Genomic DNA, 20,961 nt, shown 5'->3' with positions numbered 1-20,961 from the left:
AGGCCTTCGCCATGATCAAGCCCGCCCAGCGTTAACAACGCTCGTGATCAATACACCTAGGACCGACCCTGTCGCGCCAGCCACAGATCCGGCCCGAACACCTCGTAGTGGATGTCGGCCGGTGCCACACCCCGCTCGATCAGCTGGGTCCGCACCGCCCGCATGAAGGGCAGCGGTCCGCACAGGTACGCGCGTGTGCCGTTCGGTACGGGGATTCCGGTGAGGTCGACCAGGCCGGTGCGGTGGGGCTCCTCGGCGCCCGTCTCGTAGAAGAAGTGGACCGACGCGTCCGGCAGCTTCTCCGCGTACGCCTCGTGGTCGACGCGCAGGGCGTGATCGGCGGGCGAGCGGTCGCCGTGCACGACGAGGACGGGGCCCTCGTGTCCATGGTCCGCGAGCTGGCCGAGCATGGCGACGATCGGGGTCACGCCGATGCCGGCCGAGGCGAGGAGGAGGGGTGCGGCGGCGTCCTGGGCGGGGAGCACCAGATCGCCGTACGGCGCCGACAGGCGCAGCCGGTCGCCGACGCGCACGCGCGCGTGGAGGTGGCCGGAGACCTCGCCGTCGGGCCCCGCGGTGTCGCACACGCGCTTCACGCTGAACTGGCGTACCGGCGAGCCGGGCGCGGCGGAGAGGCTGTACTGGCGTATCTGCCGGGCTCCGTCCGCCAGCTCGACCTGCACGGAGACGTACTGTCCGGCGCGGAAGTCCGGCACGGGGCCGGGGTCGGCGGGGCGCAGCCGGAAGGTGGCGACGTCTGCGGTCTCCTCGACGCGCCCGACGACCTCCCACTCCCGCCAGCCGGGTCCGCCGCTCTCGTCGTACAGCCGCTTCTCGATCGCGATCAGCGCGTTCGCCATCAGCCAGTACACCTCGTCCCAGGCGGCGGCGACCTCGGGGGTGACGGCCTCGCCGAGCACGTCGACGATCGCGGCGAAGAGGTGCTCGTGGACGAGTGCGTACTGCTCCGGCGCGATGCCCAGGGAGACGTGCTTGTGGGCGATGCGGCTCAGCATCGCGTCGGGCCGTTCGTCGGGGTGGTCCACCAGGTGCGTCGCGAACGCGGCGATCGATCCCGCGAGGGCCTGCCGCTGGGTGCCGGCCGCCTGGTTGCCGCGGTTGAACAGGTCGCGCAGCAGGTCGGGGCGGGCGGCGAACATCCCGGCGTAGAAGCGCTCGGTGATCTCACCGATGGCCCCGCCGACGACGGGGAGGGTGGCGCGCACGGTGGCGGCGGACTGCTCGGACAGCATCGGGTCTCCTGAAGCTCGACAAGCCTGGACAGCCCCCATTAAAACTTGCATCTGAAATACCAATTAAGCCGGGGTGGGTCCTGGGCGTGGGTCGGCGGATGTCGGTGTGGCCGGGCATTACGGATGTCGGTCCGAGCAGGCAAGATGGGCAGCAGAGCAGTGCATGGCGACACCTGCGCCGATGATCAAGGTCGGCAACGCGCCTGAAATGGTGTTGTGGTGTGATGCTCAGGTGCCCGACCGCCTCCCGCTGCACCGGAGACAGGCGGCCTGACCAGCAAGGATGGGGAAGCGGAAGATGGACAAGCAGCAGGAATTCGTGCTCCGGACGTTGGAGGAGCGCGACATCCGGTTCGTACGGCTGTGGTTCACGGACGTTCTGGGCTTCCTCAAGTCCGTGGCCGTGGCGCCCGCCGAGCTGGAGCAGGCCTTCGACGAGGGCATCGGCTTCGACGGCTCGGCGATCGAGGGCTTCGCCCGGGTCTACGAGTCCGACATGATCGCCAAGCCGGACCCCTCGACCTTCCAGATCCTGCCGTGGCGGGCCGAGGCCCCCGGCACGGCCCGGATGTTCTGCGACATCCTCATGCCGGACGGCTCACCGTCCTTCGCGGACCCGAGGTATGTGCTGAAGCGCGCCCTGGCCCGAGCCTCCGACCTGGGCTTCACCTTCTACACCCACCCGGAGATCGAGTTCTTCCTTCTGAAGGACCGCCCGCTGGACGGCTCACGGCCGATGCCGGCCGACAACTCGGGCTACTTCGACCACACCCCGACCAACGTCGGCATGGACTTCCGCCGCCAGGCGATCACCATGCTGGAGTCGATGGGCATCTCGGTGGAGTTCTCCCACCACGAGGGCGCCCCGGGCCAGCAGGAGATCGACCTGCGCTACGCCGACGCGCTGTCGACGGCCGACAACATCATGACGTTCCGGCTGGTCATGAAGCAGGTGGCGCTGGAGCAGGGCGTGCATGCGACGTTCATGCCGAAGCCGTTCTCCGAGCACCCGGGCAGCGGCATGCACACGCACCTGTCGCTCTTCGAGGGCGACCGCAACGCGTTCTACGAATCCGGCTCGGAGTACCAGCTCTCCAAGGTCGGCCGCTCCTTCATCGCGGGCCTGCTGCGGCACGCGGCGGAGATCTCCGCGGTCACCAACCAGTGGGTCAACTCCTACAAGCGCATCTGGGGCGGCTCCGAGCGCACCGCGGGCGCCGGTGGCGAGGCCCCGTCGTACATCTGCTGGGGCCACAACAACCGCTCGGCCCTGGTCCGCGTCCCGATGTACAAGCCCGGCAAGACCGGCTCGGCCCGCATCGAGGTCCGCTCCCTGGACTCCGGCGCCAACCCGTACCTGGCCTACGCCCTCCTCCTCGCCGCCGGCCTCAAGGGCATCGAGGAGGGCTACGAGCTGCCGCCCGGCGCCGAGGACGACGTCTGGGCCCTCTCCGACGCCGAACGCCGCGCGATGGGCATCGAGCCCCTCCCCCAGAACCTCGGCGAGGGCCTCGCCCTAATGCAGCGCAGCGACCTCGTCGCCGAGACCCTGGGCGAGCACGTCTTCGACTTCTTCCTGCGCAACAAGAAGCAGGAGTGGGAGGAGTACCGCTCCGAGGTGACGGCGTTCGAGCTGCGGAAGAATCTGCCGGTGCTGTAGGGCAGGCTGCCCGCCGATTCAAGGGCCGACGGTCAGGGACCGTCGGCCCTTGCCGTGCCCGCGGTACGGGCGAAGTCGGCCAGAACCCGGAAGTCGCCCTCGCGCAGGCCGATCCGCGGGTCGACGTGGTGCAGGAGCCCACGCGCATGGTGATGTGCGGTCACGTAGGCATGGTCCGGATCACCCTGCTCGTCGTCGACCCAGGCGAAGGGGCGGCCGTCGGCGTAGGCCACCAGCGGCGCGGTCTTCCAGTGGACCCCGTCGGGACGCTCCTGGAACAAGGCGTCGCCGAAGTCCACGAAGGGGAGTTCGGGAAGGCCGAGCACCGGGGCGATCCACCGGTTGGCGTCCGCCATCCATGTCGTGGCCCAGCACAGCTCGTAGTCGAGCCGCAGCAGAGCCTGGCCGTGGTCCGGGTTGAGCCAGACACGCAAAGGACCGCGCCGGAACGGGAGTTGGCGGTGTTCCGCCGTGGTCCCACCGGCCTGGGGCACTCTCAGCGTGGTGTAGCCGGCGGGGCGCTTCTCCGGCTTGGCCGCATAGGGGTTGAGGGGTCCGTCCACGTCGAGGAACAGGAGGGGGCGGCTCATGGTCTCCCCCCTGTCTGCTCAATGTTTGATCGATGTCCGATCGTGTCTGATCGATCCTGGCCGTGCCGATGGCAGCCTAGCCGCGCGGGCAAAGGGACAGCCCGCCGACGGGGGAAGATCGGCGGGCTGTCGTGGTGGTGCCGCAGTGGTTCAGGGGAGCCCTACAGGGCTCAGTGGACGGAGTGTTCCTCCTGGGGGAACGTTCCGCCGACCACGTCGTCCGCGAAGGCCTTCGCCGCATTGCCCATGACCTCGCGGAGGTTGGCGTACTGCTTGACGAACTTCGGGACGCGGCCGGCGGTCAGGCCGAGCATGTCCGTCCAGACGAGGACCTGCGCGTCGGTCTCCGCGCCCGCGCCGATGCCGACCGTCGGGATGTGGAGGACGCGGGTCACCTCGGCCGCCAGCTCCGCCGGGACCAGCTCCAGGACGACCGCGAACGCGCCCGCGTCCTGGACCGCCTTCGCGTCCCGCATGAGCTGTGCCGCCGCCTCCTCGCCGCGGCCCTGGACGCGGTAGCCCATGGCGTTGACGGACTGCGGGGTGAGGCCGATGTGGGCCATCACCGGGATGCCGGACTCGACCAGCAGCTCGATCTGGCGGTGCGAGCGCTCGCCGCCCTCCAGCTTGACCGCCCCGACGCCGGCCTCCTTCACCAGCCGGGTCGCCGAGCGCAGCGCCTGCACCGGGCCCTCCTGGTAGGAGCCGAAGGGCAGGTCGCCGACGATCAGGGCGCGGGAGGTGCCGCGGACTACGGCGGCCGAGAGCATCGTCATCTCGTCGAGGGTGACGGGGACCGTCGTCTCGTAGCCGAGGTGGCAGTTGCCCGCCGAGTCGCCTACGAGCATGACCGGGATTCCGGCCTCGTCGAACACGGACGCGGTCATCGCGTCGTACGCGGTGAGCATGGGCCACTTCTCGCCGCGCTCCTTGGCGAGGGCGATGTCCCGGACGGTGATGCGGCGGGTGCTCTTTCCCCCGTACAGCGCCTTGCTGCCGTCGGAGGGCTTCGCCTGAGGCGTCTGGGCAGCCGAAAGCTGCGTCATGGCAACGGCTCCTTCTGTCATCTCGAGGCGCCCTGACGGCGTCCCCGGACTCCCCTCCATGGTGGCACTTCGTGCCAGCGGGGGCCAGGCCCCCTCGTGTGAGATCCACCCCGCGTAAGAGCTCGGTTAAGAGCTCGGTAAAAATTTACGATACGAGACGGTGCCGTATCGAAAATCTTCTAGGGTCGATGGCATGACTTCTCCCGTCGCTGACACCGGGCCCCGGATACCGGAGGCCATCCACCGGCGCCGCTGGGCGATCCTCGGTGTGCTGATGCTCAGCCTGCTGATCGTCGTGCTGGACAACTCCATCCTGAACGTCGCCATCAAGACCATCTCGACCCCCGAGCCGACCGGCCTGGGCGCCACGCAGAGCGAGCTGGAGTGGGCGATCAACGCCTACACCCTCGTCTTCGCGGGCCTGCTGTTCAGCGCGGGCATCCTCGGTGACCGGCTCGGCCGCAAGAAGGTGCTGCTCGGCGGACTCGCCGTGTTCGGCATCGGCTCCGCGCTCGCCGCGTTCTCCGGCTCGCCGGGCGAACTCATCGGCTTCCGCGCGGTCATGGGCCTCGGCGCCGCCTTCGTCATGCCGGCCACCCTCGCCGTCCTGATGAACGTCTTCGAGCGGGAGGAACAGCCGAAGGCCATCGGGATCTGGGCGGGCGGGGTCGGGCTCGCCATCGCCATCGGGCCGATCACCGGTGGCCTCCTCCTCGATCACTTCTGGTGGGGGTCCGTCTTCCTCATCAATGTGCCGATCGTGCTGCTCGCGCTCGGGCTGATGGTGTGGCTGGTTCCGGATTCCCGTGATCCGAATCCGGGGCGGATCGATCCCCTCGGGGTCGTGCTCTCCGTCGTCGGGCTCGTCCTTCTCGTCTACGGCATCATCAAGGGCGGCCAGCTCGCCGACTTCACGGATGTGACGGTGCTGGCGACCATCGGGGCCGGGCTCGCCGTACTCGCCGCCTTCGTCGTGTTCGAGAAGCGCAGCGACCATCCGTCCATCGACATCAGCTACTTCCGCAACAAGGTGTTCTCCGCCGCGATCGGCGTCATCGCGCTGGTCTTCTTCGCGCTGATGGGCGTGACCTTCTTCTCGGTCTTCTACACGCAGAGCGTGCGCGGCTACTCGCCCCTGCAGACCGGTCTGCTGATGCTGCCGCTCGCCGCCGCCCAGATGATCTTCGCGCCGCGCGCCCGGCTGCTGGTCGACCGGTTCGGCAACCGGGCCACGACCACCGGCGCCATGCTGCTCATCGCGCTCACCCTGGCCGCGTTCGCGACCTTCGAGGCGGACACGCCGATCTGGATCCTGGAGGTCGTCTTCTTCCTGATGGGCGCCGCGATGGCGCACATCATGACGCCGATCAGCGTCGTCATCATGCAGGCCCTGCCGCGCGAGAAGGCCGGTTCCGCCTCCGCGCTGAGCAACACCTTCCGCCAGGTCGGCGGCGCCCTCGGCATCGCCGTCCTCGGCTCGGTGCTGTCGACGGCGTACCGCACCGACATCGAGGACCGGCTGACGGCGCTCCCGGAGGGCGTACGGCACACGGCGGGCGAGTCCATCGAGGCCACGCTCGGCGTCGCCGACAAACTCGGCCCGCGCGGCGAGGCCCTCATCGGCCCGGCGCACGATGCCTTCCTGCACGCCATGCACATCACGGCGCTGTGGGGAGCGGGCATCGCGGTGCTCGGCGCGGTGGTGGTGGCGCTGTTCCTGCCTGGGCGGCCCGAGGCGTCCCAGGAGGGCGAGGAGAAGCGGGAGTTGGTGGCCTCTGAGTAGCCGGCATGGCCGACGCCCCGGCCGTCGTACGTGACGGCCCCGCGCCCGGGGGACAATCAGCACACCCCCACGAAAGGACCGACCCGTGAGCCTCGCCGACAGTCATCCCCGGCAGGACGGACCCACCAGGGGCCGCCCCCGCAGCGAGGCCGTGGAGCGGTCCATCATCGAGGGCGTCATCAGGCTGCTGGAGGAGGGCGTACCGCTCGCGGAGCTGTCCATCGAGCGGATCGCCCGTACCGCGGGCGTCGGCAAGGCCACCATCTACCGCCGCTGGAACGGCAAGGAGGAGCTGTTCGTCGACGTCGTACGCGCCGCCGAGCCCCCGGACCCCGAACTGCCCGGCACCTCGGTGCGCGACGATGTCGTGGCGCTGCTCGAACAGCTGCGGCAGCGCGGCCTGATGAGCCGTTCGTCGGTGCTGCTGCACAACGTCATCGCCCAGATGAAGCACAGCCCGAAGATCTGGGAGGCCTATCACGCCATCGTCGTGGAACCGCGACGCAGGAAGCAGCACGCGATCCTGCGCCGCGGGCAGGAGAACGGCGAGTTGCGCGCGGACCTCGATGTCGACGTGATGAACGACATGATCTTCGGCCCGATGCTGGTGCGTGCCGTCATGCGCCCGGACGCCGACCTCCCGCAAGGGCTGGCGGAACTGATGGCCGACGCGGCGCTGGAAGGTCTACGGCCCGTCAGTTCACCGACCCCGTAGCACGCATGTGCGCGTTTCGTCACAGAGCGCGCTTTCCCTCGCCGTAACCGGAACTCACGACGCCGACTTGTACGTCCTCGCCCCCGTACGGCCGTCATGAGTACGGCATGAACGGAGCCGATCATCCCCTAGGGTTTCCATGGGCGCGGGGGGACGACGGTGTGCACGGCAGGTAGTGAGGCGACGGTATGGCGCAGCAGGCGTACGTGACGGAGACGGACAGCGGTGACTCGGAGCCCGAGCGCCGGGAATCCAGGGTCCGGCGCCTGATGAATCGCCTGGTCTCGGGCTGGCACGGGGACGTGCGTATCTGGCGGCGCGGGCTGGTGCTGGCGGCCGTTGCCGTGATCCTCTCCCTGGTGATGGGGCTGCACGCGCGGATCCCGAACGCCATCGGCAATCTGGGCTCGCTCACCGAGACCTTCCTGCCCTGGCTGGGCCTGCTCATCCCGGTCCTTCTGGTGCTGGCCGTGGTGCGGAAGTCCGCGACCGCGCTGATCGCCGTGCTGCTTCCGGCCATCGTGTGGCTGAACCTCTTCGGCGGCCAGCTCACCGACAAGACCGGCAGCGGCGGCGACCTGACGGTGGCCACGCACAACGTCAACGCCGACAACACCGATCCGTCCGGCACCGCCCAGGACGTCGCCGCGTCCGGCGCGGACGTCGTGGCCCTGGAGGAGCTGACGGCGGACGCGGTCCCGACGTACGAGAAGGCGCTGGCGTCGACGTACAAGTACCACTCGGTGCAGGGCACCGTCGGGGTGTGGAGCAAGTACCCGCTGACCGACGTCAAACCGGTCAACATCGAGCTGGGCTGGACCCGGGCCATGCGGGCCACGGTGGCCACTCCGGCCGGGCAGGTCGCGGTGTACGCGGCGCATCTGCCGTCGGTGCGGGTGAAGATGGAGGCCGGGTTCACCGCCCGGCAGCGCGACAAGAGCGCCAACGCGCTGGGCGAGGCCATCGCCGACGAGCCGATCCGGAAGGTCGTCCTGCTCGGCGACCTGAACGGGACGATGAACGACCGCGCGCTGCGCGCCGTCACCGCCCAGATGCGGTCCACGCAGGGCGCCTCGGGCAGCGGGATGGGCTTCAGCTGGCCGGCGTCGTTCCCGATGGCGCGGATCGACCAGATCATGGTGCGCGACATCGAGCCGATGACCTCCTGGACGCTGCCGGAGACCGGGAGCGACCATCTGCCGGTCGCGGCGCGTGTGAAGGTCGACACATCCGCGTCCTGAAAACCCCAGGTCAGCGCCGTCCGGACAGGTCTTGGCCACCTGTCTGTCAGCGGCCGGAATACTGAGCCTGAGAGACTTTGTTCCGCACTTGAACATATCAAGTCATGTCATGGAACCCAGCTCTCCCCTGAAAGGCACAGGCCCTTCATGCCCCTGGCGCTGCTCGCCCTCGCCGTCGGAGCCTTCGGCATCGGTACGACCGAGTTCGTGATGATGGGCCTGCTGCCCGAAGTCGCGAACGACCTGCACATCTCGATCCCCACCGCCGGACATCTGGTCTCGGCGTACGCGCTCGGCGTCGTCATCGGCGCCCCGCTGCTCGCGGCGGTCACGGCCCGCATACCGCGCCGCACCGTCCTGATCGGCCTCATGGCCCTGTTCGTGGCGGGCAACGCCCTGTCCGCGTTCGCCCCCGACTACCACTGGCTGCTGGCCGCCCGCTTCCTCAGCGGTCTGCCGCACGGCGCCTTCTTCGGCGTGGGCGCGGTCGTGGCGACGAGCATGGTCGCGCCGGAGCGCAAGGCCCGCTCCGTGTCCCTGATGTTCCTCGGCCTGACCATGGCCAATGTCGCGGGCGTCCCGGTGGCCACCCTCATGGGGCAGCACCTGGGCTGGCGGGCGACCTTCCTCGGGGTGAGCTCGATCGGCCTCGCGGCGATGGCGGCGCTGGCGCTGCTCATTCCGCGCGCCGAGGCACACGCCGCCCCGGCGGCCGGGCTGCGCGGCGAGCTGGCCGCCCTGCGCTCCCTGCCGGTGTGGCTGGCGCTCGGCACGACGGTGGCGGGCTTCGGCGCGCTGTTCGCCGCGTACAGCTACATCACGCCGATGCTGACCGACGCCGCGGGGTACGCCGACGCGAGTGTGACGCTGCTGCTGGCGCTGTTCGGGGTCGGTGCGACGGTGGGCAATCTGCTGGGCGGACGGCTCGCGGACCATGCGCTGCGGGCCACGCTGTTCGGCGGGCTGTTGTCGCTGGCCGGGGTGCTGGCGCTGTTCCCGGTGCTGATGTCGGCGGCGTGGAGTGCGGCGCTCGCGGTGACCTTGCTCGGTATGGCCGCGTTCGTGACGGGGTCCCCGTTGCAGCTGATGGTCATGGAGAAGGCCTCGGCGGCGCCTTCCCTGGCGTCGTCCGCGAATCAGGCGGCGTTCAATCTCGCGAACGCCGGTGGGGCCTGGATCGGAGGGCTGGCCCTAGCGGCCGGGTTCGGGGTGACGTCTCCCGCGGTGGCCGGTGCGGGGCTCGGTGTGCTGGGGCTGGGGGTTGCCGGGGTGGCGTATGCGGTGGATCGGCGACGGGTTGCTCCGCGGGTCGGGCGGGAGCGGGTGGTTGCTGGGCGGGTGCCTCGGTTGGGTGAAACCGTTCGGCGTTAGCTTCTGAGCGGTGCGACTACTGATGTGCCTCGCTGTGTGAGTTGTCGGGTGCGGGTTCGTCGTGGCTGGTCGCGCCCACGCGGCGGAGCCGCATATCGATACAGCCCCGCGCCCCTAAAGACGGTCGTGGCTGATCGCGCAGGTCCCGCGCCCCTCAAGACAAAAGACAAAGGCAGGGCGCTGCCCCACCGGTTGTTGTTTGTTCTGTCGGTGATCTGTCGGTGGTTTGTCGGTGGGGAGTGGCACCGTCTTCCCCATGAAGGAAATCGACGACAAGCCGGGCGGCGTGAGTGGTGCCGTCTCCGTGCGGGGGTTGGTCAAGCACTACGGCGAGACCAAGGCTCTGGACGGTGTGGACCTGGAGGTGCGTGAGGGCACCGTGATGGGCGTGCTGGGGCCGAACGGGGCGGGCAAGACCACCCTGGTGCGGATCCTGTCCACGCTGCTCGCGCCGGACGCCGGGCAGGCGACCGTCGCCGGATACGACGTCCTACGGCAGCCTCGGCAGCTGCGCCGGGTGATCGGGCTGACGGGGCAGTACGCCTCCGTGGACGAGAAGCTCCCGGGGTGGGAGAACCTGTACATGATCGGGCGGCTGCTCGATCTGCCGCGCAAGGAGGCACGTGCGCGTGCCGACGCGCTGCTGGAGCGGTTCTCGCTGACCGAGGCCGCCAAGCGGCCGGCGAGCACCTATTCCGGCGGTATGCGGCGGCGGCTCGACCTGGCCGCCTCCATGATCGGGCGGCCCGCCGTGCTCTTCCTCGACGAGCCGACCACAGGGCTCGACCCGCGCACCCGCAACGAGGTGTGGGACGAGGTCAAGGCCATGGTCGGGGACGGCGTGACCGTGCTCCTGACCACGCAGTACATGGAGGAGGCCGAGCAGCTCGCCTCCGAGCTGACCGTCGTCGACCGGGGCAAGGTCGTCGCGGGCGGCGGGATCGAGGAGCTCAAGGCCAGGGTCGGCGGGCGGACGCTCAGGATCCGACCGGTCGACGCGCTGGAGCTGGGGCCGCTCGCCGGGTATCTCGACGATCTCGGCATCACCGGGCTCGCGACCACCACCGTGGACCCCGCCTCCGGCACCCTCCTGGTGCCGATCCTCAGCGACGAGCAGCTGACGGCCGTCGTCGGCGCCGTCACCGCGCGCGGCATCACGCTCGCCGCCATCACCACCGAACTGCCCAGCCTGGACGAGGTGTTCCTCTCGCTCACCGGCCACCGCGCCAGTGCGCCACAGGACACCGTGCCCGTCGACGACCGCGAGGAGGTCGCCGTATGAGCTCCCGCCCGTCGCCCACCACCACCCTGAACGAGGCGCTTCGCGCCGCCCCTTCGACCACCACCGCAGTACCCACCTCAGCTCCCACCGATGACGCCCGTATCCCGCTGCGCGGGCATGTGCGGCACACCGGTGCTCTCGTCCGCCGCAATCTGCTGTGGATCCGGCAGGACCCGGAGTCGATGGCCGACGCGCTGCTGATGCCGGTCATCTTCACGCTGCTGTTCGTGTTCGTCTTCGGCGGCTCGATCGGGCAGGCGCTGGGCGGCGGACAGGACCGGTACGTCCAGTACGTCATCCCGGGCATGATCGCGATGATGAGCATGACGCTCTCGCAGGGCGTCGGCACCGGGTTCAGCCAGGACTTCAACTCCGGTGTGATGGACCGCTTCCGGTCGCTGCCGATCGGGCGGGGCTCGGTGCTCTTCGCGAAGATCTCCGTGGAGCTGATGCGGATGCTGTTCGCGACCGCCGTACTGATGGTGGTCGCCGTCGCGGTCGGGTTCGACATCACCAACTGGCCGGGGCTGTTCGCGACCGTGGCGCTGTCCACGGCGTTCGCCTCGTCGATCATGTGGGTGTTCCTCACCCTGGGCGTGATCATGAAGAGCGCGCAGTCCGTGCAGGCGATGGGGTTCCTGGTGCTGTTCCCGCTGCAGTTCGGCTCGTCGATCTTCGCGCCGACGACCACGATGCCGGGCTGGCTGCGGGCCTTCACCGACTACAACCCGCTGTCCACGCTGGCCGACGCCTCGCGCGGACTGATGGTGGGCGGGCCGGTGGCCCACGATCTGTGGGTGACGCTCGGCTGGTCGGTGGCCATCACCGCGGTGATGGCGCCGATCGCCATCCACAAGTTCCGTACCAAGAGCTGACCCGCGCCTACGTGCGTGTCAGGCGAGGGCGGCGGCCTCCGGGTAGGAGAGGCCGCCGCCTTCCGCGTACGCCGCCTCGAAGGCGGCGTCGCCGAGTGCGGCACGCAGCGCCCGCTCGGCCCTCGTGTGGGTCTCGCGCTCCATGGCCGACTGGAAGTGGCCCTCGGGCAGCAGGGCGTCGCCGGCGGCGAGGCAGCGGGCGCCGTCGCGGGCGCTGCCGTCGACGGCGGCGAGGGCGAGGGCGGCGATGTGCAGGTACATGGCGCGCATATGCGGGGCGATGGCCTGGGACAGCGGGTCGTGGGCCTTCTCCAGCGCCCCGCGGACCTTGTCCAGACCGGCCTCGGGCCTGCCGTCGACCGCCTCCAGCAGGGCCTCCGTGCCGAGGATGGAGGCGTCGAAGACGATGAAGTGGGCGGCGCGGAACTCCTCGCGCAGCAGCCGGATCTGCTCACGCGCCTCGTCGATCCGGCCGGTCATGCCGAGCCGTCCGGCGAGGAAGAGCCGCGCGGCGGGCATCGCCGCGTTGCCCGAGCCCTCCTGCACCGTGATCACCTCGCGCAGGAGCTGTTCACCGCGTTCGGGCTCGCCGGACTCCAGCAGCGCGCTGCCCAGCCGGGACATGAACACCGCCTTCTGGGCACGGGCGCCGAGCCGTTCGGCGATCTCGATCGCCGCCTCGTAGTCGGCGCCCGCCAGGTCGTAACGGCCCTTGCGCTCATGGGACTCGGCCCGCGCGGAGAGCGCCTCGGCGGTGCCCCACAGATCGCCCAGGCGCCGGTAGATCCGCAGTGACTCCTCGGCGTCGCGGGTCGCGTCACCGGCCCAGTCGCTGCGGTTGGCGAACAGGTTGGCGCGCCACTGCAGGCTGGCGGCGAGCTCCCAGTCGTATCCGGGTGTCTCGCGCGAGGTGCGGACGGTGGCGTCGATGACCGTGCGCAGCCGGGCCATGTCCCCGGAGAGCATGACGGCGAAGAACCACAGGGAGCCCGGGATACGGCAGGTCTGCGGCTGGCCCGGCTGGTAGGTGGCGGCGATGGTGTGCAGCTTCGACTGCGCCTCCGGGGTCTGCCAGGCGTCCAGCTCGGTGTCCATGCAGGCGAGATGGACGAGGTGCAGTCCGCGCCGGGCCTCGGCGAGGACCGCTCCGGTCCAGGGCGGCGGGCTGTCCGTGCAGCGCTCCCAGAGGGGCTCGGCCGGCGGGCCGGCTGCGGTGAACGGGTCGGGGCCGAGGGCCATGGTCTCCCGGGCCCAGTTGCGGGCCTCGACGCGCAGGTCCCGCATCTGCCAGTACCAGGCCAGCGACAGGATCAGACACAGCGCCTCCTGCTCCTCGCCGCCGGCGACGGTGAAGCGCAGGGCGGTGCGCAGGTTCTCGTACTCGCGCTCCAGCCGCTCGATGGCGGCGAGCTGGCCGGGGCCGCGCAGCAACGGGTCGGTGGTGCGGGCGAGTTCGCGGTAGTACGTCAGATGCGCGCGGCCGGCCTCGGCCCGTCGGCCGGTCTCGTCGAGCCGTTCGCCGGCGTACTCGGCGACGGTCTCCAGCAGCCGGTAGCGCATCCCGCCGTCGCCCGAAGGGGTGGCCACGACAAGGGACTTGTCGACGAGGGAGCCCATGGCCTCCAGGGCGGCGGGCCCGCACACGGCCTCCGCGGCGGCGAGGTCACAGCCGCCGGCGAAGACGGACAGCCGCCGCAGCACCTCCCGTTCGTCCTCGTCCAGCAGCTCCCAGGACCAGTCGACGACGGCCCGCAGCGTCTGTTGGCGGGGCAGGACGGTACGGCTGCCGGAGGTGAGCAGCAGAAAGCGGTCGTCGAGCCGGTCGGCGATCTGACGTGGGGTCATCATGCGCAGCCGGGCGGCGGCGAGCTCGATGGCGAGGGGCAGTCCGTCTAGCCGCCGGCAGATCTCGGCGCAGGCCGCCGGGTCGGCCTCGGTACGGAAGCCGGGCCGCGCCGCCGCTCCCCGGTCGGCCAGCAGCCGCAGCGCGACCGGTTCGGGCAGCGGGTCCACGGGGCGCAGCAACTCGCCCGGTACGCCGAGGGGTTCACGGCTCGTGGCCAGCACCGTCAGCTTCGGACAGCGTTCCAGCAGCTCCTCGACGAGATGGGCGGCGGCCTCGACGACATGCTCGCAGTTGTCCAGGATCAGCAGGACCCGGCGCCTGCCGAAGTGCTCGGCGAGCCGCTCGACCGGGTCGTCGTGCCGCTCGCCGGCCGCCCGCATGGCCTCGGCACCGGCGCCGTACAGCACGGTCTCGCGGGCGCCGACGGCGGTGAGCACGGCCTCCGGTACGGCCCCCGGGTCGTCGACCGGCGCGAGCTCGGCCAACCACACCCCGTCCGGCACACCGTCCCGCACGGTCTCGGCGGCCTCCTGCGACAGCCGCGTCTTCCCGGCGCCGCCGGGGCCGAGCAGGGTGACGAGCCGGGTGGCGGCGAGGTCACCCCGGATGGCCTCGATGTCGGCCTCACGCCCGACGAAAGAGGTGAGCCGGGCACGGAGGTTGCCGACCCGGCCGCCCCCGTCTTTCGACCCACCCGCCCCGGCGTCGACCTGCGGCCGGACTCCGCGCTCTCCCGCATGCGCGCCCTCCCCCAGCCGCAGCAACTCCCCATGCAGCGACCGCAGTTCCGGGCCGGGATCCGAGCCCAGTCGGTCCGCCAGGAGTCGGCGTACGTCCTCGTAGGCGGCCAGCGCCTCAGCCGTGCGGCCCGCGTCGCGCAGGGCGCGCAGGCGCAGGGCCTGGAGGGGCTCGTCCAGGGGATGGGTGTCGCACAGGGCCGTCAGCTCGGGCAGGGACTGCTCGGCCTGGCCGAGGGCGAGGGCGGCGGTGTGGCGGGCGCGCAGGGCGTCGACGCGGCGGGTCTCCTGCCGGACGGCCTCGGCGGTGCGGTCGGGGAGGTCGGCGAGGGCGGGGCCGCGCCACAGGGCGAGGGCGTCGTCGAGGACGCCGGCCGCCTTGGCGGGGTCGCCGTCGGCCAACGCGCGCGTGCCCTCGCCTACGAGCCGCTCGAACTGGTGCAGGTCGATGTCGTCGGGCGCGGCGGCGAGCCGGTAGCCGCCCTCCGCGGAGAGGATCGCGTCCGCCCCGAGGGCCCGCCGCAGCCGTCCGACGAGCGCCTGGAGGGCGCCCGTGGCGTCGACGGGCGGCTCCCCGCCCCACACCTCGTCGACCAGCAGCCCCACGGGCACGGTCCGCCCGGCCCGCAGCGCCAGCACGGTGAGCAGGGCACGAAGCCGCGCCCCGCCGACCGGAACGGGGCGGCCGTCGGGGCGTAGTACCTGGGTGGAGCCGAGGATCCGGTAGCGCACGTGGTCCATTGTCTCTGGTGGCGTCGGGGCGATCACAGGGTCGGGGAGTGGGGGCGGTTCGCGGGGTGGTGGTGGGGAGCTCACGGGAGCTCACCCGGCGAGGCGAGCCCCGTCCGGCACCTCAAGGGTCGCCATCACTCGGGTCCAAGAACTCGTCGCCGTCGCTCTGCAGCAGCGGCCAGCTCACCTCGTCGCCCACCTTGAACGGCGTCCCGCAGCACTCCATCTGCCAGTCCGCGTAGAACACCTGCCACATCGCCATGCCCCCACCCTCCATGGAACCGCCGCCCCTCGCGAGACGTTTTCCCCGTACGCCCGGTACGGTCGGGCAGGTCCGCCGCCCCGTTCCTCGTCCCGTCCTTCAGGAGCCCGTCCTCATGACCACCGCTCTCAGCCGCCGCAGCGAACGGCGGATCAGCCCCGTCTTCCTCGGGATCCTGGCCGTCACCGCCGTGACCGGCTGGGCCACCTGGGCCGGGTTCGCCGAGCAGCCCGGCGTGGCCGTGTTCCTGTTCGTGACGGCCGCCTGGATCGTGTCGCTGTGTCTGCACGAGTACGCACACGCGCGTACCGCCCTGCACAGCGGTGACATCTCGGTCGGCGCGAAGGGCTATCTCACGCTCAACCCGCTGAAGTACACGCACGCCCTGCTCAGCATCGTGCTCCCGGTCATCTTCGTGATCATGGGCGGCATCGGTCTCCCCGGCGGTGCCGTCTTCATCGAGCGCGGCCGGATCCGGGGCCGCTGGCGGCACAGTCTGATCTCGGCGGCGGGCCCGCTGACGAACGTGCTGTTCGCCGCCGTGTGCACCGCGCCGTTCTGGCTGGACGCGCTGGACGGAGTCCCCCGGGACTTCCGCTTCGCGCTCGCCTTCCTCGCGCTGCTCCAGGTCACGGCCGCGATCCTGAACTTCCTGCCGGTGCCGGGTCTGGACGGCTACGGCGTGATCGAGCCCTGGCTGTCGCACAACATCAGGCGCCAGGTGGAGCCGTTCGCCCCGTTCGGGCTGCTGTTCGTTTTCGCGCTGCTCATGGTCCCCGCGGTGAACCGCGAGTTCTTCCAGCTGATCTACACGATCCTGGACAGCCTGGACGTCCATGATGTGGAGCGCTACTGCGGCGAGAACCTCTACCGCTTCTGGCAGGGCTCGAACGAGGGCTGCTCGCTCGTCCCGTGAGCCGGGCCGCCGGTCAGCCGGTGGCCGAGCCCCGTCGCTCGTCCCTGGCCCGCTTCAGGTAGTACCAGGTCATGTTCGACGACAGCCCCGCCAGCAGCACCCACACGATCCCCAGCCAGCTGCCCTGCGCGAAGGAGACCACGGCCGCGGCCACGGCGAGCACACAGACGATCAGGGCATAGACACCAAGGCGGGGCATTTCACTCGGCTCCTTCGGGGACACTGCTGGGCGCAGCCGCTGGCACAGCTACCCGAACAGTGTCCCCCATCTCCTCAGACGTCCGTGACGCGGAGCCCCGCGTGCGCCTTGTAGCGCCGGTTCACCGAGATCAGGTTCGCGACCAGCGACTCCACCTGGTGGGCGTTGCGCAGCCGCCCGGCGAAGATGCCGCGCATGCCGGGGATGCGGCCGGCGAGCGCCTGGACGATCTCGACGTCGGCCCGGACCTCGCCGAGGACCATCACATCGGTGTCGATCTCGTCGATGTCCGGGTTCTCCAGCAGGACCGCCGACAGATGGTGGAAGGCCGCCGTCACCCGGGAGTCCGGCAGCAGGGCGGCGGCCTGCTCGGCGGCGCTGCCCTCCTCCGGCTTGAGGGCGTAGGCGCCCTTCTTGTCGAAGCCGAGCGGGTTGACGCAGTCGACGACCAGCTTGCCCGCGAGGTCCTCGCGCAGCGCCTCCAGCGTCTTGCCGTGCCCCTCCCACGGCACCGCGACGATCACGATGTCGCTGCGGCGGGCGCACTCGGCGTTGTCGGCGCCCTCGACGCCGTGCCCGAGCTCCTCCGCGGCGGCCTGGGCGCGCTCCGCCGCCCGCGAGCCGATGATCACCTTCTGTCCGGCCCGGGCCAGCCGGTAGGCCAGGCCCTTGCCCTGCGGCCCGGTCCCACCGAGCACGCCGACGACGAGCCCGGAGACGTCGGGGAGGTCCCAGGGGTCCTTGGCCGGGGCCTTCGCGGGGGTGTCGGCGGGCTGCTGTGCACTGTCGGTAGAGGTCATGGGCCGACTTTACGTCCGCCCCGCCCGCGCCGATCGCTCAGGTGAGCCGGTTCACGGGCACCCGCTTGAAGGTGATGCTCTCGTACGGGCCGAAGTCGCCGGTCTCGTAGAGGAGTCCGACCGTGTCCTCGTCGATCCGGACCAGGTCCGAGTACGCGGCGGGCAGCCCGTCCACCGGGTACACGGCGCGCCAGGTGACGCCGTGGTCGGTGGAGGCGCGGATCGTCATCAGGGCGCGGGCGCCGGGGTCGGCGGGACCGGAGAACAGGAGCACGTCGGGGTCGCGGAGCTGGAGGACGCTGGCCTGGCAGATGGGGGCGACGAGGCCGGCCTGCGGGCGGAAGGGCTTCGTGAGGGTGGTGCCGCCGTCGCCGGAGTAGGCGTCGGCGCGGTTGCCGGGGGACACGGAGTCGTTGCGGGTGTTGAAGTAGACGCGGCCGTCGGGGAGTTCGGCGGCGGTGGTCTCGTTGACGTTGATGTAGCCGTCGGTGTTCTCGTCGACATAGCCGATGCGCCAGCTGCCACCCCCGTCGTCGCTGAGGAGACAGTGGCCGCTGTTGTATCTCGCCTCGGTGCCGATGTCGTCGCCGGTGGGCGGGATCGTGTGGTTGGCGGGGACGACGACCCGGCCGGTGCTCAGCTGGATGGCGTGGCCGGGCGTGGTGGCGTACCACCTCCACCCCGGCCGCTTCACCTGCGCGGTGATCTCCTTGGAGCTGGACCAGGTGACGCCCTCGTCGTCGCTGTACCGCACCCAGATCCGCCGCCCGTCGGCGTCGCTCACCTCGCCGCGCAGGATGCCGGCCTCGGTGGCGCTCACATGATTGCGGATGTAGACGAGCAGGATCCGGCCGGTGTCCAGGACGATCGGGGCGGGGTTGCCCGCGAGGTGGTAGTTGTTGTCGCCCACGACCGCCAGGGGCCCCCAGGTGCGGCCGCCGTCCGTCGACCGCTTCAGCACGATGTCGATGTGCCCATGATCGGCGGCGGAGTTGACCCGGCCCTCACAGAAGGCGAGCAGGGTGCCGGTCGCGGCGGCGACGACGGCAGGGATGCGGAAGCTGGCGTAGCCCTCGGTGCCGGCGCGGAACGGGACGCTGGTCTCTGTCATCGGAGCTCCTCGGGTCGCCGGTATCACCGCCGGGGCGATTGTGCGGGATAACGAAGGCGTCTGCCCAGGTTGGGCGAATTCGTGGTGAACTCCGGGTCACGAGTGGTCGGTTAGGGCCTGTTCCGAGTTCCCCGTCGTCCGCGCGAAGCGCGGGCGCAGCGGCGTTCGGTGCGTGCCCTCGGCGTGCGGCGTCGCAGGTCATGTGGCGGAGCCACCTGTCCTGTGGCGCCGTGCGGCGAGGGTGCGTGCCGGGCGTCGGGGCGCAGGCGGGGAACTCGGAACAGGCCCTATGGCAGGATGCGGTCGCATGGATGCCGTACGTGTCGCGTTGCTGCGTGACGTGCTCGCCGGGACCGAGTGGCTGGGGGCGACCCGGCGGTTCGCGGGGGCGTTGCGGGCGTCGGCGGTGGCGCATGGTGGTGGGCTGTTGCTGGTCGGCACGCGGGAGTACGAGCCGTGGCATCTGGCGGCGCATCTGGTGGACGAGGCCGCGTGGTCGGGGACGCCGGAGCTGGCCCCGACTCTCGTACGGCATGACGCGCGGGCCTCGGATCCGGCGCATCTGGCGGTCGGGCTCGGGCGGCTGGCGGCGGCGCGGCGCGGGGAGACGCTGCTGGTGGTGGCGCCGGACCGGCCGGGGGCACCGCTCCTGGAACGGGTGCACGATGTGCGGCGGGCCGGGGCGACGGTGCTGGCGCTCGGCCCCGGTGAGGGCGAGCTGACGGCCATGGCGCACGAGACGCTGGCCGTGCCGGAGGGTGCGGAGCTGGACCTGGACACCGTCCAGCACCTGGTGAGCGCGGCGGCCGGCGAGAACGCGGTGCCCTCCGGGAGGGGGCGGGGTCGGTTCCGGGACCGGCTGTCGAGGCTGGCGGAGTCCTTGACGGCACCGCCACCGCCGCGGTGGTGAGCCGCCGGCGGGCAAATTCGGTTGCCCGCCCCACATACCCCACCCGAACATGAACCGTCGTGACCTCCGACTCGCCCTCCCGCCTGCGCGCCATGCTTCCCGACCTCGCCCCTTGGCGTGCCTCCGCCGACTTCCGGAAGCTGTGGCTGGCGGGTCTGGTCACGTACTTCGGGAGCTTTCTGACCTTCGTCGCGCTGCCCGTGCAGATCAAGGAGCTGACCGGGTCCGCCGCGGCGGTCGGGGCGATCGGGGCCGTGGAGCTGGTGCCGCTGGTGGTGTTCGGGCTGTACGGCGGTGCGCTGGCCGATGCCCTGGACAAGCGCAAGCTGATCGTGTGGACGGAGGCCGGGCAGGGCCTGCTGAGCGCCGTACTGCTGCTCAACGCCCTGCTGCCGCGGCCCGCCGTGTGGCCGCTGTACGTCATCGCCGCCCTGTCCTCCGCGCTGGTGTCGGTGCAACGCCCCGCCATGGACGCCCTGTTGCCCCGCATCGTCGCCCATGACCATCTCCCGGCGGCGGGCGCCCTGAACTCGCTGCGCTGGCAGGTCGGCGGTGTCGCGGGCCCGGCCCTGGCCGGTGTGGTCGTCGCGTACGCGGGGCTCGGCTGGGCGTACGGCGTGGATCTGCTGACGTTCGCCGTGTCCGTCGTGTTCGTCATCGGCCTCGCCCCCTCCCCCGCATCCCACGAGGCCGCGAAGCCGTCCCTGAAGGCCATCGCGGAGGGCGCCCGCTACGCCTGGGGCCGCAAGGAGCTGCTCGGCACCTATGTCATCGACATCGCGGCGATGCTGTTCGCGATGCCGCTGGCCGTACTGCCGTTCCTCGCGGACGAGTTGAACGCCCCCTGGTCGCTGGGCCTGATGTACGCCGCCATCCCGGCGGGCGCGATGCTGGTGAGCCTGACCAGCGGCTGGACCTCGCGGGTGCACCGGCACGGGCGGGCCGTCGTGGTGTCGGCGGCGCTGTGGGGCGTGGCCATCGCGGCGGCCGGTGTCTCCAGGAACGTATGGCTGGTGCTGCTGTTCCTGACGCTCGGCGGCTGCGCCGACATGGTCAGTGGACTCTTCCGCGGGGTGATGTGGAACCAGACGATCCCGGACGAGCTGCGCGGCCGGCTCGCCGGGATCGAGCTGCTGTCGTACTCGGTGGGCCCGCAGCTGGGCCAGACCTACCTGGGCGGTGTCGCGGCCTGGCGCGGTGTGCGGACGTCGGTCTGGTCGGGCGGGCTGCTGTGCGTGGGCGCGGTGGGGCTGCTGGCGCTGTGTCTGCCGAAGCTGATGACGTACGACGCGCGGACGAACGAGCACGCGGTACGGCTGCGGGAGCAGCGCGCGGCGGCAGCAGCCGCACCGGCGCAGGGCTGATCAGCTGTCGTCCGCCGGGCCCGTCGGGGCGTCGTGCCACCTGGGGTCGTTCTCCCACTCCAGGTTGCGCTCACGGGCCAGGTCCATGGCGTGCTGGGCCTCCTCGCGGCTGGTGTACGGCCCGAAGCGGTCCTTGGCCGGGCACTCCGGGCCCTCCTCGACCTTCTTGTGGACGAGGCAGTAGTACCACTCGCCCGGTTTGCCGACCGCGCGCTTCTTGAACAGGGCCATGACCGGCTCCTTTCACCTGGGATCGCCACTGGGATCG

Annotated in this window: 19 protein-coding genes; 10 read left to right on the top strand and 9 right to left on the bottom strand. The window is 71.0% G+C overall.

The features are described from left to right. Nucleotides 1-56: 56 nt before the first annotated feature. Nucleotides 57-1,253: a globin domain-containing protein gene (locus IE325_RS35545; protein WP_190074253.1), complete on the bottom strand. Its 1,197-nt coding sequence runs from the start codon at nucleotides 1,251-1,253 to the stop codon at nucleotides 57-59. A gap of 298 nt (nucleotides 1,254-1,551) precedes the next feature. On the opposite strand from IE325_RS35545, the gene glnA2 reads away from it, so the two are divergent. Continuing rightward, entirely contained in the window at nucleotides 1,552-2,913 is a 1,362-nt protein-coding gene (gene glnA2 / locus IE325_RS35540) for a gamma-glutamylpolyamine synthetase GlnA2 (protein ID WP_190074252.1), read from the top strand. Nucleotides 2,914-2,945: 32 nt separating this feature from the next. Here glnA2 and IE325_RS35535 read toward each other — a convergent pair whose 3' ends face one another. Together IE325_RS35535 and panB are read right to left on the bottom strand one after the other, a co-directional pair. Then, nucleotides 2,946-3,503 (bottom strand): HAD domain-containing protein, encoded by a 558-nt coding sequence (locus IE325_RS35535; RefSeq protein WP_190074251.1) that lies wholly within the window; start codon nucleotides 3,501-3,503, stop codon nucleotides 2,946-2,948. Between the two features lie 170 nt (nucleotides 3,504-3,673). Further along, complete coding sequence (panB, locus tag IE325_RS35530) at nucleotides 3,674-4,549, bottom strand: 3-methyl-2-oxobutanoate hydroxymethyltransferase (RefSeq protein ID WP_190074250.1); 876 nt, start codon at nucleotides 4,547-4,549, stop codon at nucleotides 3,674-3,676. Nucleotides 4,550-4,742: 193 nt separating this feature from the next. Between panB and IE325_RS35525 the strand changes: the two genes are divergently transcribed. From IE325_RS35525 to IE325_RS35500, 6 genes are all read left to right on the top strand, one after another. Continuing rightward, nucleotides 4,743-6,332: an MFS transporter gene (locus tag IE325_RS35525; RefSeq protein WP_190074249.1), complete on the top strand. Its 1,590-nt coding sequence runs from the start codon at nucleotides 4,743-4,745 to the stop codon at nucleotides 6,330-6,332. Nucleotides 6,333-6,417: 85 nt separating this feature from the next. Next, nucleotides 6,418-7,047 carry a TetR/AcrR family transcriptional regulator gene (locus IE325_RS35520; protein WP_190074248.1) on the top strand — a complete coding sequence of 210 codons (630 nt, stop codon included), beginning with the start codon at nucleotides 6,418-6,420 and terminating at the stop codon, nucleotides 7,045-7,047. A gap of 269 nt (nucleotides 7,048-7,316) precedes the next feature. Then, nucleotides 7,317-8,288, top strand: a complete 972-nt coding sequence (locus IE325_RS35515; protein ID WP_373315273.1) for an endonuclease/exonuclease/phosphatase family protein — start codon at nucleotides 7,317-7,319, stop codon at nucleotides 8,286-8,288. A gap of 147 nt (nucleotides 8,289-8,435) precedes the next feature. Next, nucleotides 8,436-9,659: an MFS transporter gene (locus IE325_RS35510; RefSeq protein WP_190074246.1), complete on the top strand. Its 1,224-nt coding sequence runs from the start codon at nucleotides 8,436-8,438 to the stop codon at nucleotides 9,657-9,659. A 256-nt stretch (nucleotides 9,660-9,915) separates the two neighbouring features. Continuing rightward, nucleotides 9,916-10,941, top strand: coding sequence for an ATP-binding cassette domain-containing protein (locus tag IE325_RS35505; protein ID WP_190074245.1), 1,026 nt, complete (start codon nucleotides 9,916-9,918; stop codon nucleotides 10,939-10,941). Next, the gene (locus IE325_RS35500) at nucleotides 10,938-11,816 is read left to right on the top strand and encodes an ABC transporter permease (RefSeq protein ID WP_229912239.1); all 879 of its coding nucleotides are present in this window, start codon (nucleotides 10,938-10,940) and stop codon (nucleotides 11,814-11,816) included. Before IE325_RS35505 ends, IE325_RS35500 begins: the two co-directional genes overlap by 4 nt. Before the next feature lie 18 nt (nucleotides 11,817-11,834). Here IE325_RS35500 and IE325_RS35495 read toward each other — a convergent pair whose 3' ends face one another. Together IE325_RS35495 and IE325_RS35490 are read right to left on the bottom strand one after the other, a co-directional pair. After that, on the bottom strand, nucleotides 11,835-15,140 hold the full coding sequence (locus IE325_RS35495) for an AfsR/SARP family transcriptional regulator (protein WP_190074244.1): 3,306 nt from the start codon (nucleotides 15,138-15,140) through the stop codon (nucleotides 11,835-11,837). Between the two features lie 112 nt (nucleotides 15,141-15,252). After that, nucleotides 15,253-15,393, bottom strand: a complete 141-nt coding sequence (locus IE325_RS35490) for a DUF6578 domain-containing protein (protein ID WP_190074273.1) — start codon at nucleotides 15,391-15,393, stop codon at nucleotides 15,253-15,255. 115 nt (nucleotides 15,394-15,508) lie between these two features. Here IE325_RS35490 and IE325_RS35485 point away from each other — a divergent pair, with 115 nt between their 5' ends. Further along, a complete protein-coding gene (locus tag IE325_RS35485; RefSeq protein ID WP_190074243.1) occupies nucleotides 15,509-16,309 on the top strand; it encodes a site-2 protease family protein in 801 nt (266 codons plus the stop codon). A 13-nt stretch (nucleotides 16,310-16,322) separates the two neighbouring features. Here IE325_RS35485 and IE325_RS35480 read toward each other — a convergent pair whose 3' ends face one another. The 3 genes from IE325_RS35480 to IE325_RS35470 all read right to left on the bottom strand — a co-directional run bounded on the left by IE325_RS35480 (nucleotide 16,323) and on the right by IE325_RS35470 (nucleotide 18,419). Further along, the gene (locus IE325_RS35480; protein ID WP_190074242.1) at nucleotides 16,323-16,508 is read right to left on the bottom strand and encodes a hypothetical protein; all 186 of its coding nucleotides are present in this window, start codon (nucleotides 16,506-16,508) and stop codon (nucleotides 16,323-16,325) included. Between the two features lie 74 nt (nucleotides 16,509-16,582). After that, the gene (npdG, locus tag IE325_RS35475; RefSeq protein ID WP_190074241.1) at nucleotides 16,583-17,308 is read right to left on the bottom strand and encodes an NADPH-dependent F420 reductase; all 726 of its coding nucleotides are present in this window, start codon (nucleotides 17,306-17,308) and stop codon (nucleotides 16,583-16,585) included. Nucleotides 17,309-17,345: 37 nt separating this feature from the next. Beyond that, nucleotides 17,346-18,419 carry a sialidase family protein gene (locus tag IE325_RS35470; protein WP_190074240.1) on the bottom strand — a complete coding sequence of 358 codons (1,074 nt, stop codon included), beginning with the start codon at nucleotides 18,417-18,419 and terminating at the stop codon, nucleotides 17,346-17,348. A gap of 307 nt (nucleotides 18,420-18,726) precedes the next feature. Between IE325_RS35470 and IE325_RS35465 the strand changes: the two genes are divergently transcribed. Both IE325_RS35465 and IE325_RS35460 read left to right on the top strand, forming a co-directional pair. Continuing rightward, a complete protein-coding gene (locus tag IE325_RS35465) occupies nucleotides 18,727-19,329 on the top strand; it encodes a hypothetical protein (RefSeq protein ID WP_190074239.1) in 603 nt (200 codons plus the stop codon). A gap of 92 nt (nucleotides 19,330-19,421) precedes the next feature. Continuing rightward, nucleotides 19,422-20,693 (top strand): MFS transporter, encoded by a 1,272-nt coding sequence (locus tag IE325_RS35460; RefSeq protein ID WP_190074271.1) that lies wholly within the window; start codon nucleotides 19,422-19,424, stop codon nucleotides 20,691-20,693. Here IE325_RS35460 and IE325_RS35455 read toward each other — a convergent pair whose 3' ends face one another. After that, nucleotides 20,694-20,924: a hypothetical protein gene (locus tag IE325_RS35455; RefSeq protein ID WP_190074238.1), complete on the bottom strand. Its 231-nt coding sequence runs from the start codon at nucleotides 20,922-20,924 to the stop codon at nucleotides 20,694-20,696. It abuts the gene before it with no gap. Between the last annotated feature and the right edge of the window lie 37 nt (nucleotides 20,925-20,961).

This window comes from Streptomyces lanatus (assembly GCF_014655715.1).
Classification (GTDB): Bacteria; Actinomycetota; Actinomycetes; order Streptomycetales; family Streptomycetaceae; genus Streptomyces; species Streptomyces lanatus.
This window is presented reverse-complemented; position numbering and strand designations above follow the sequence as displayed.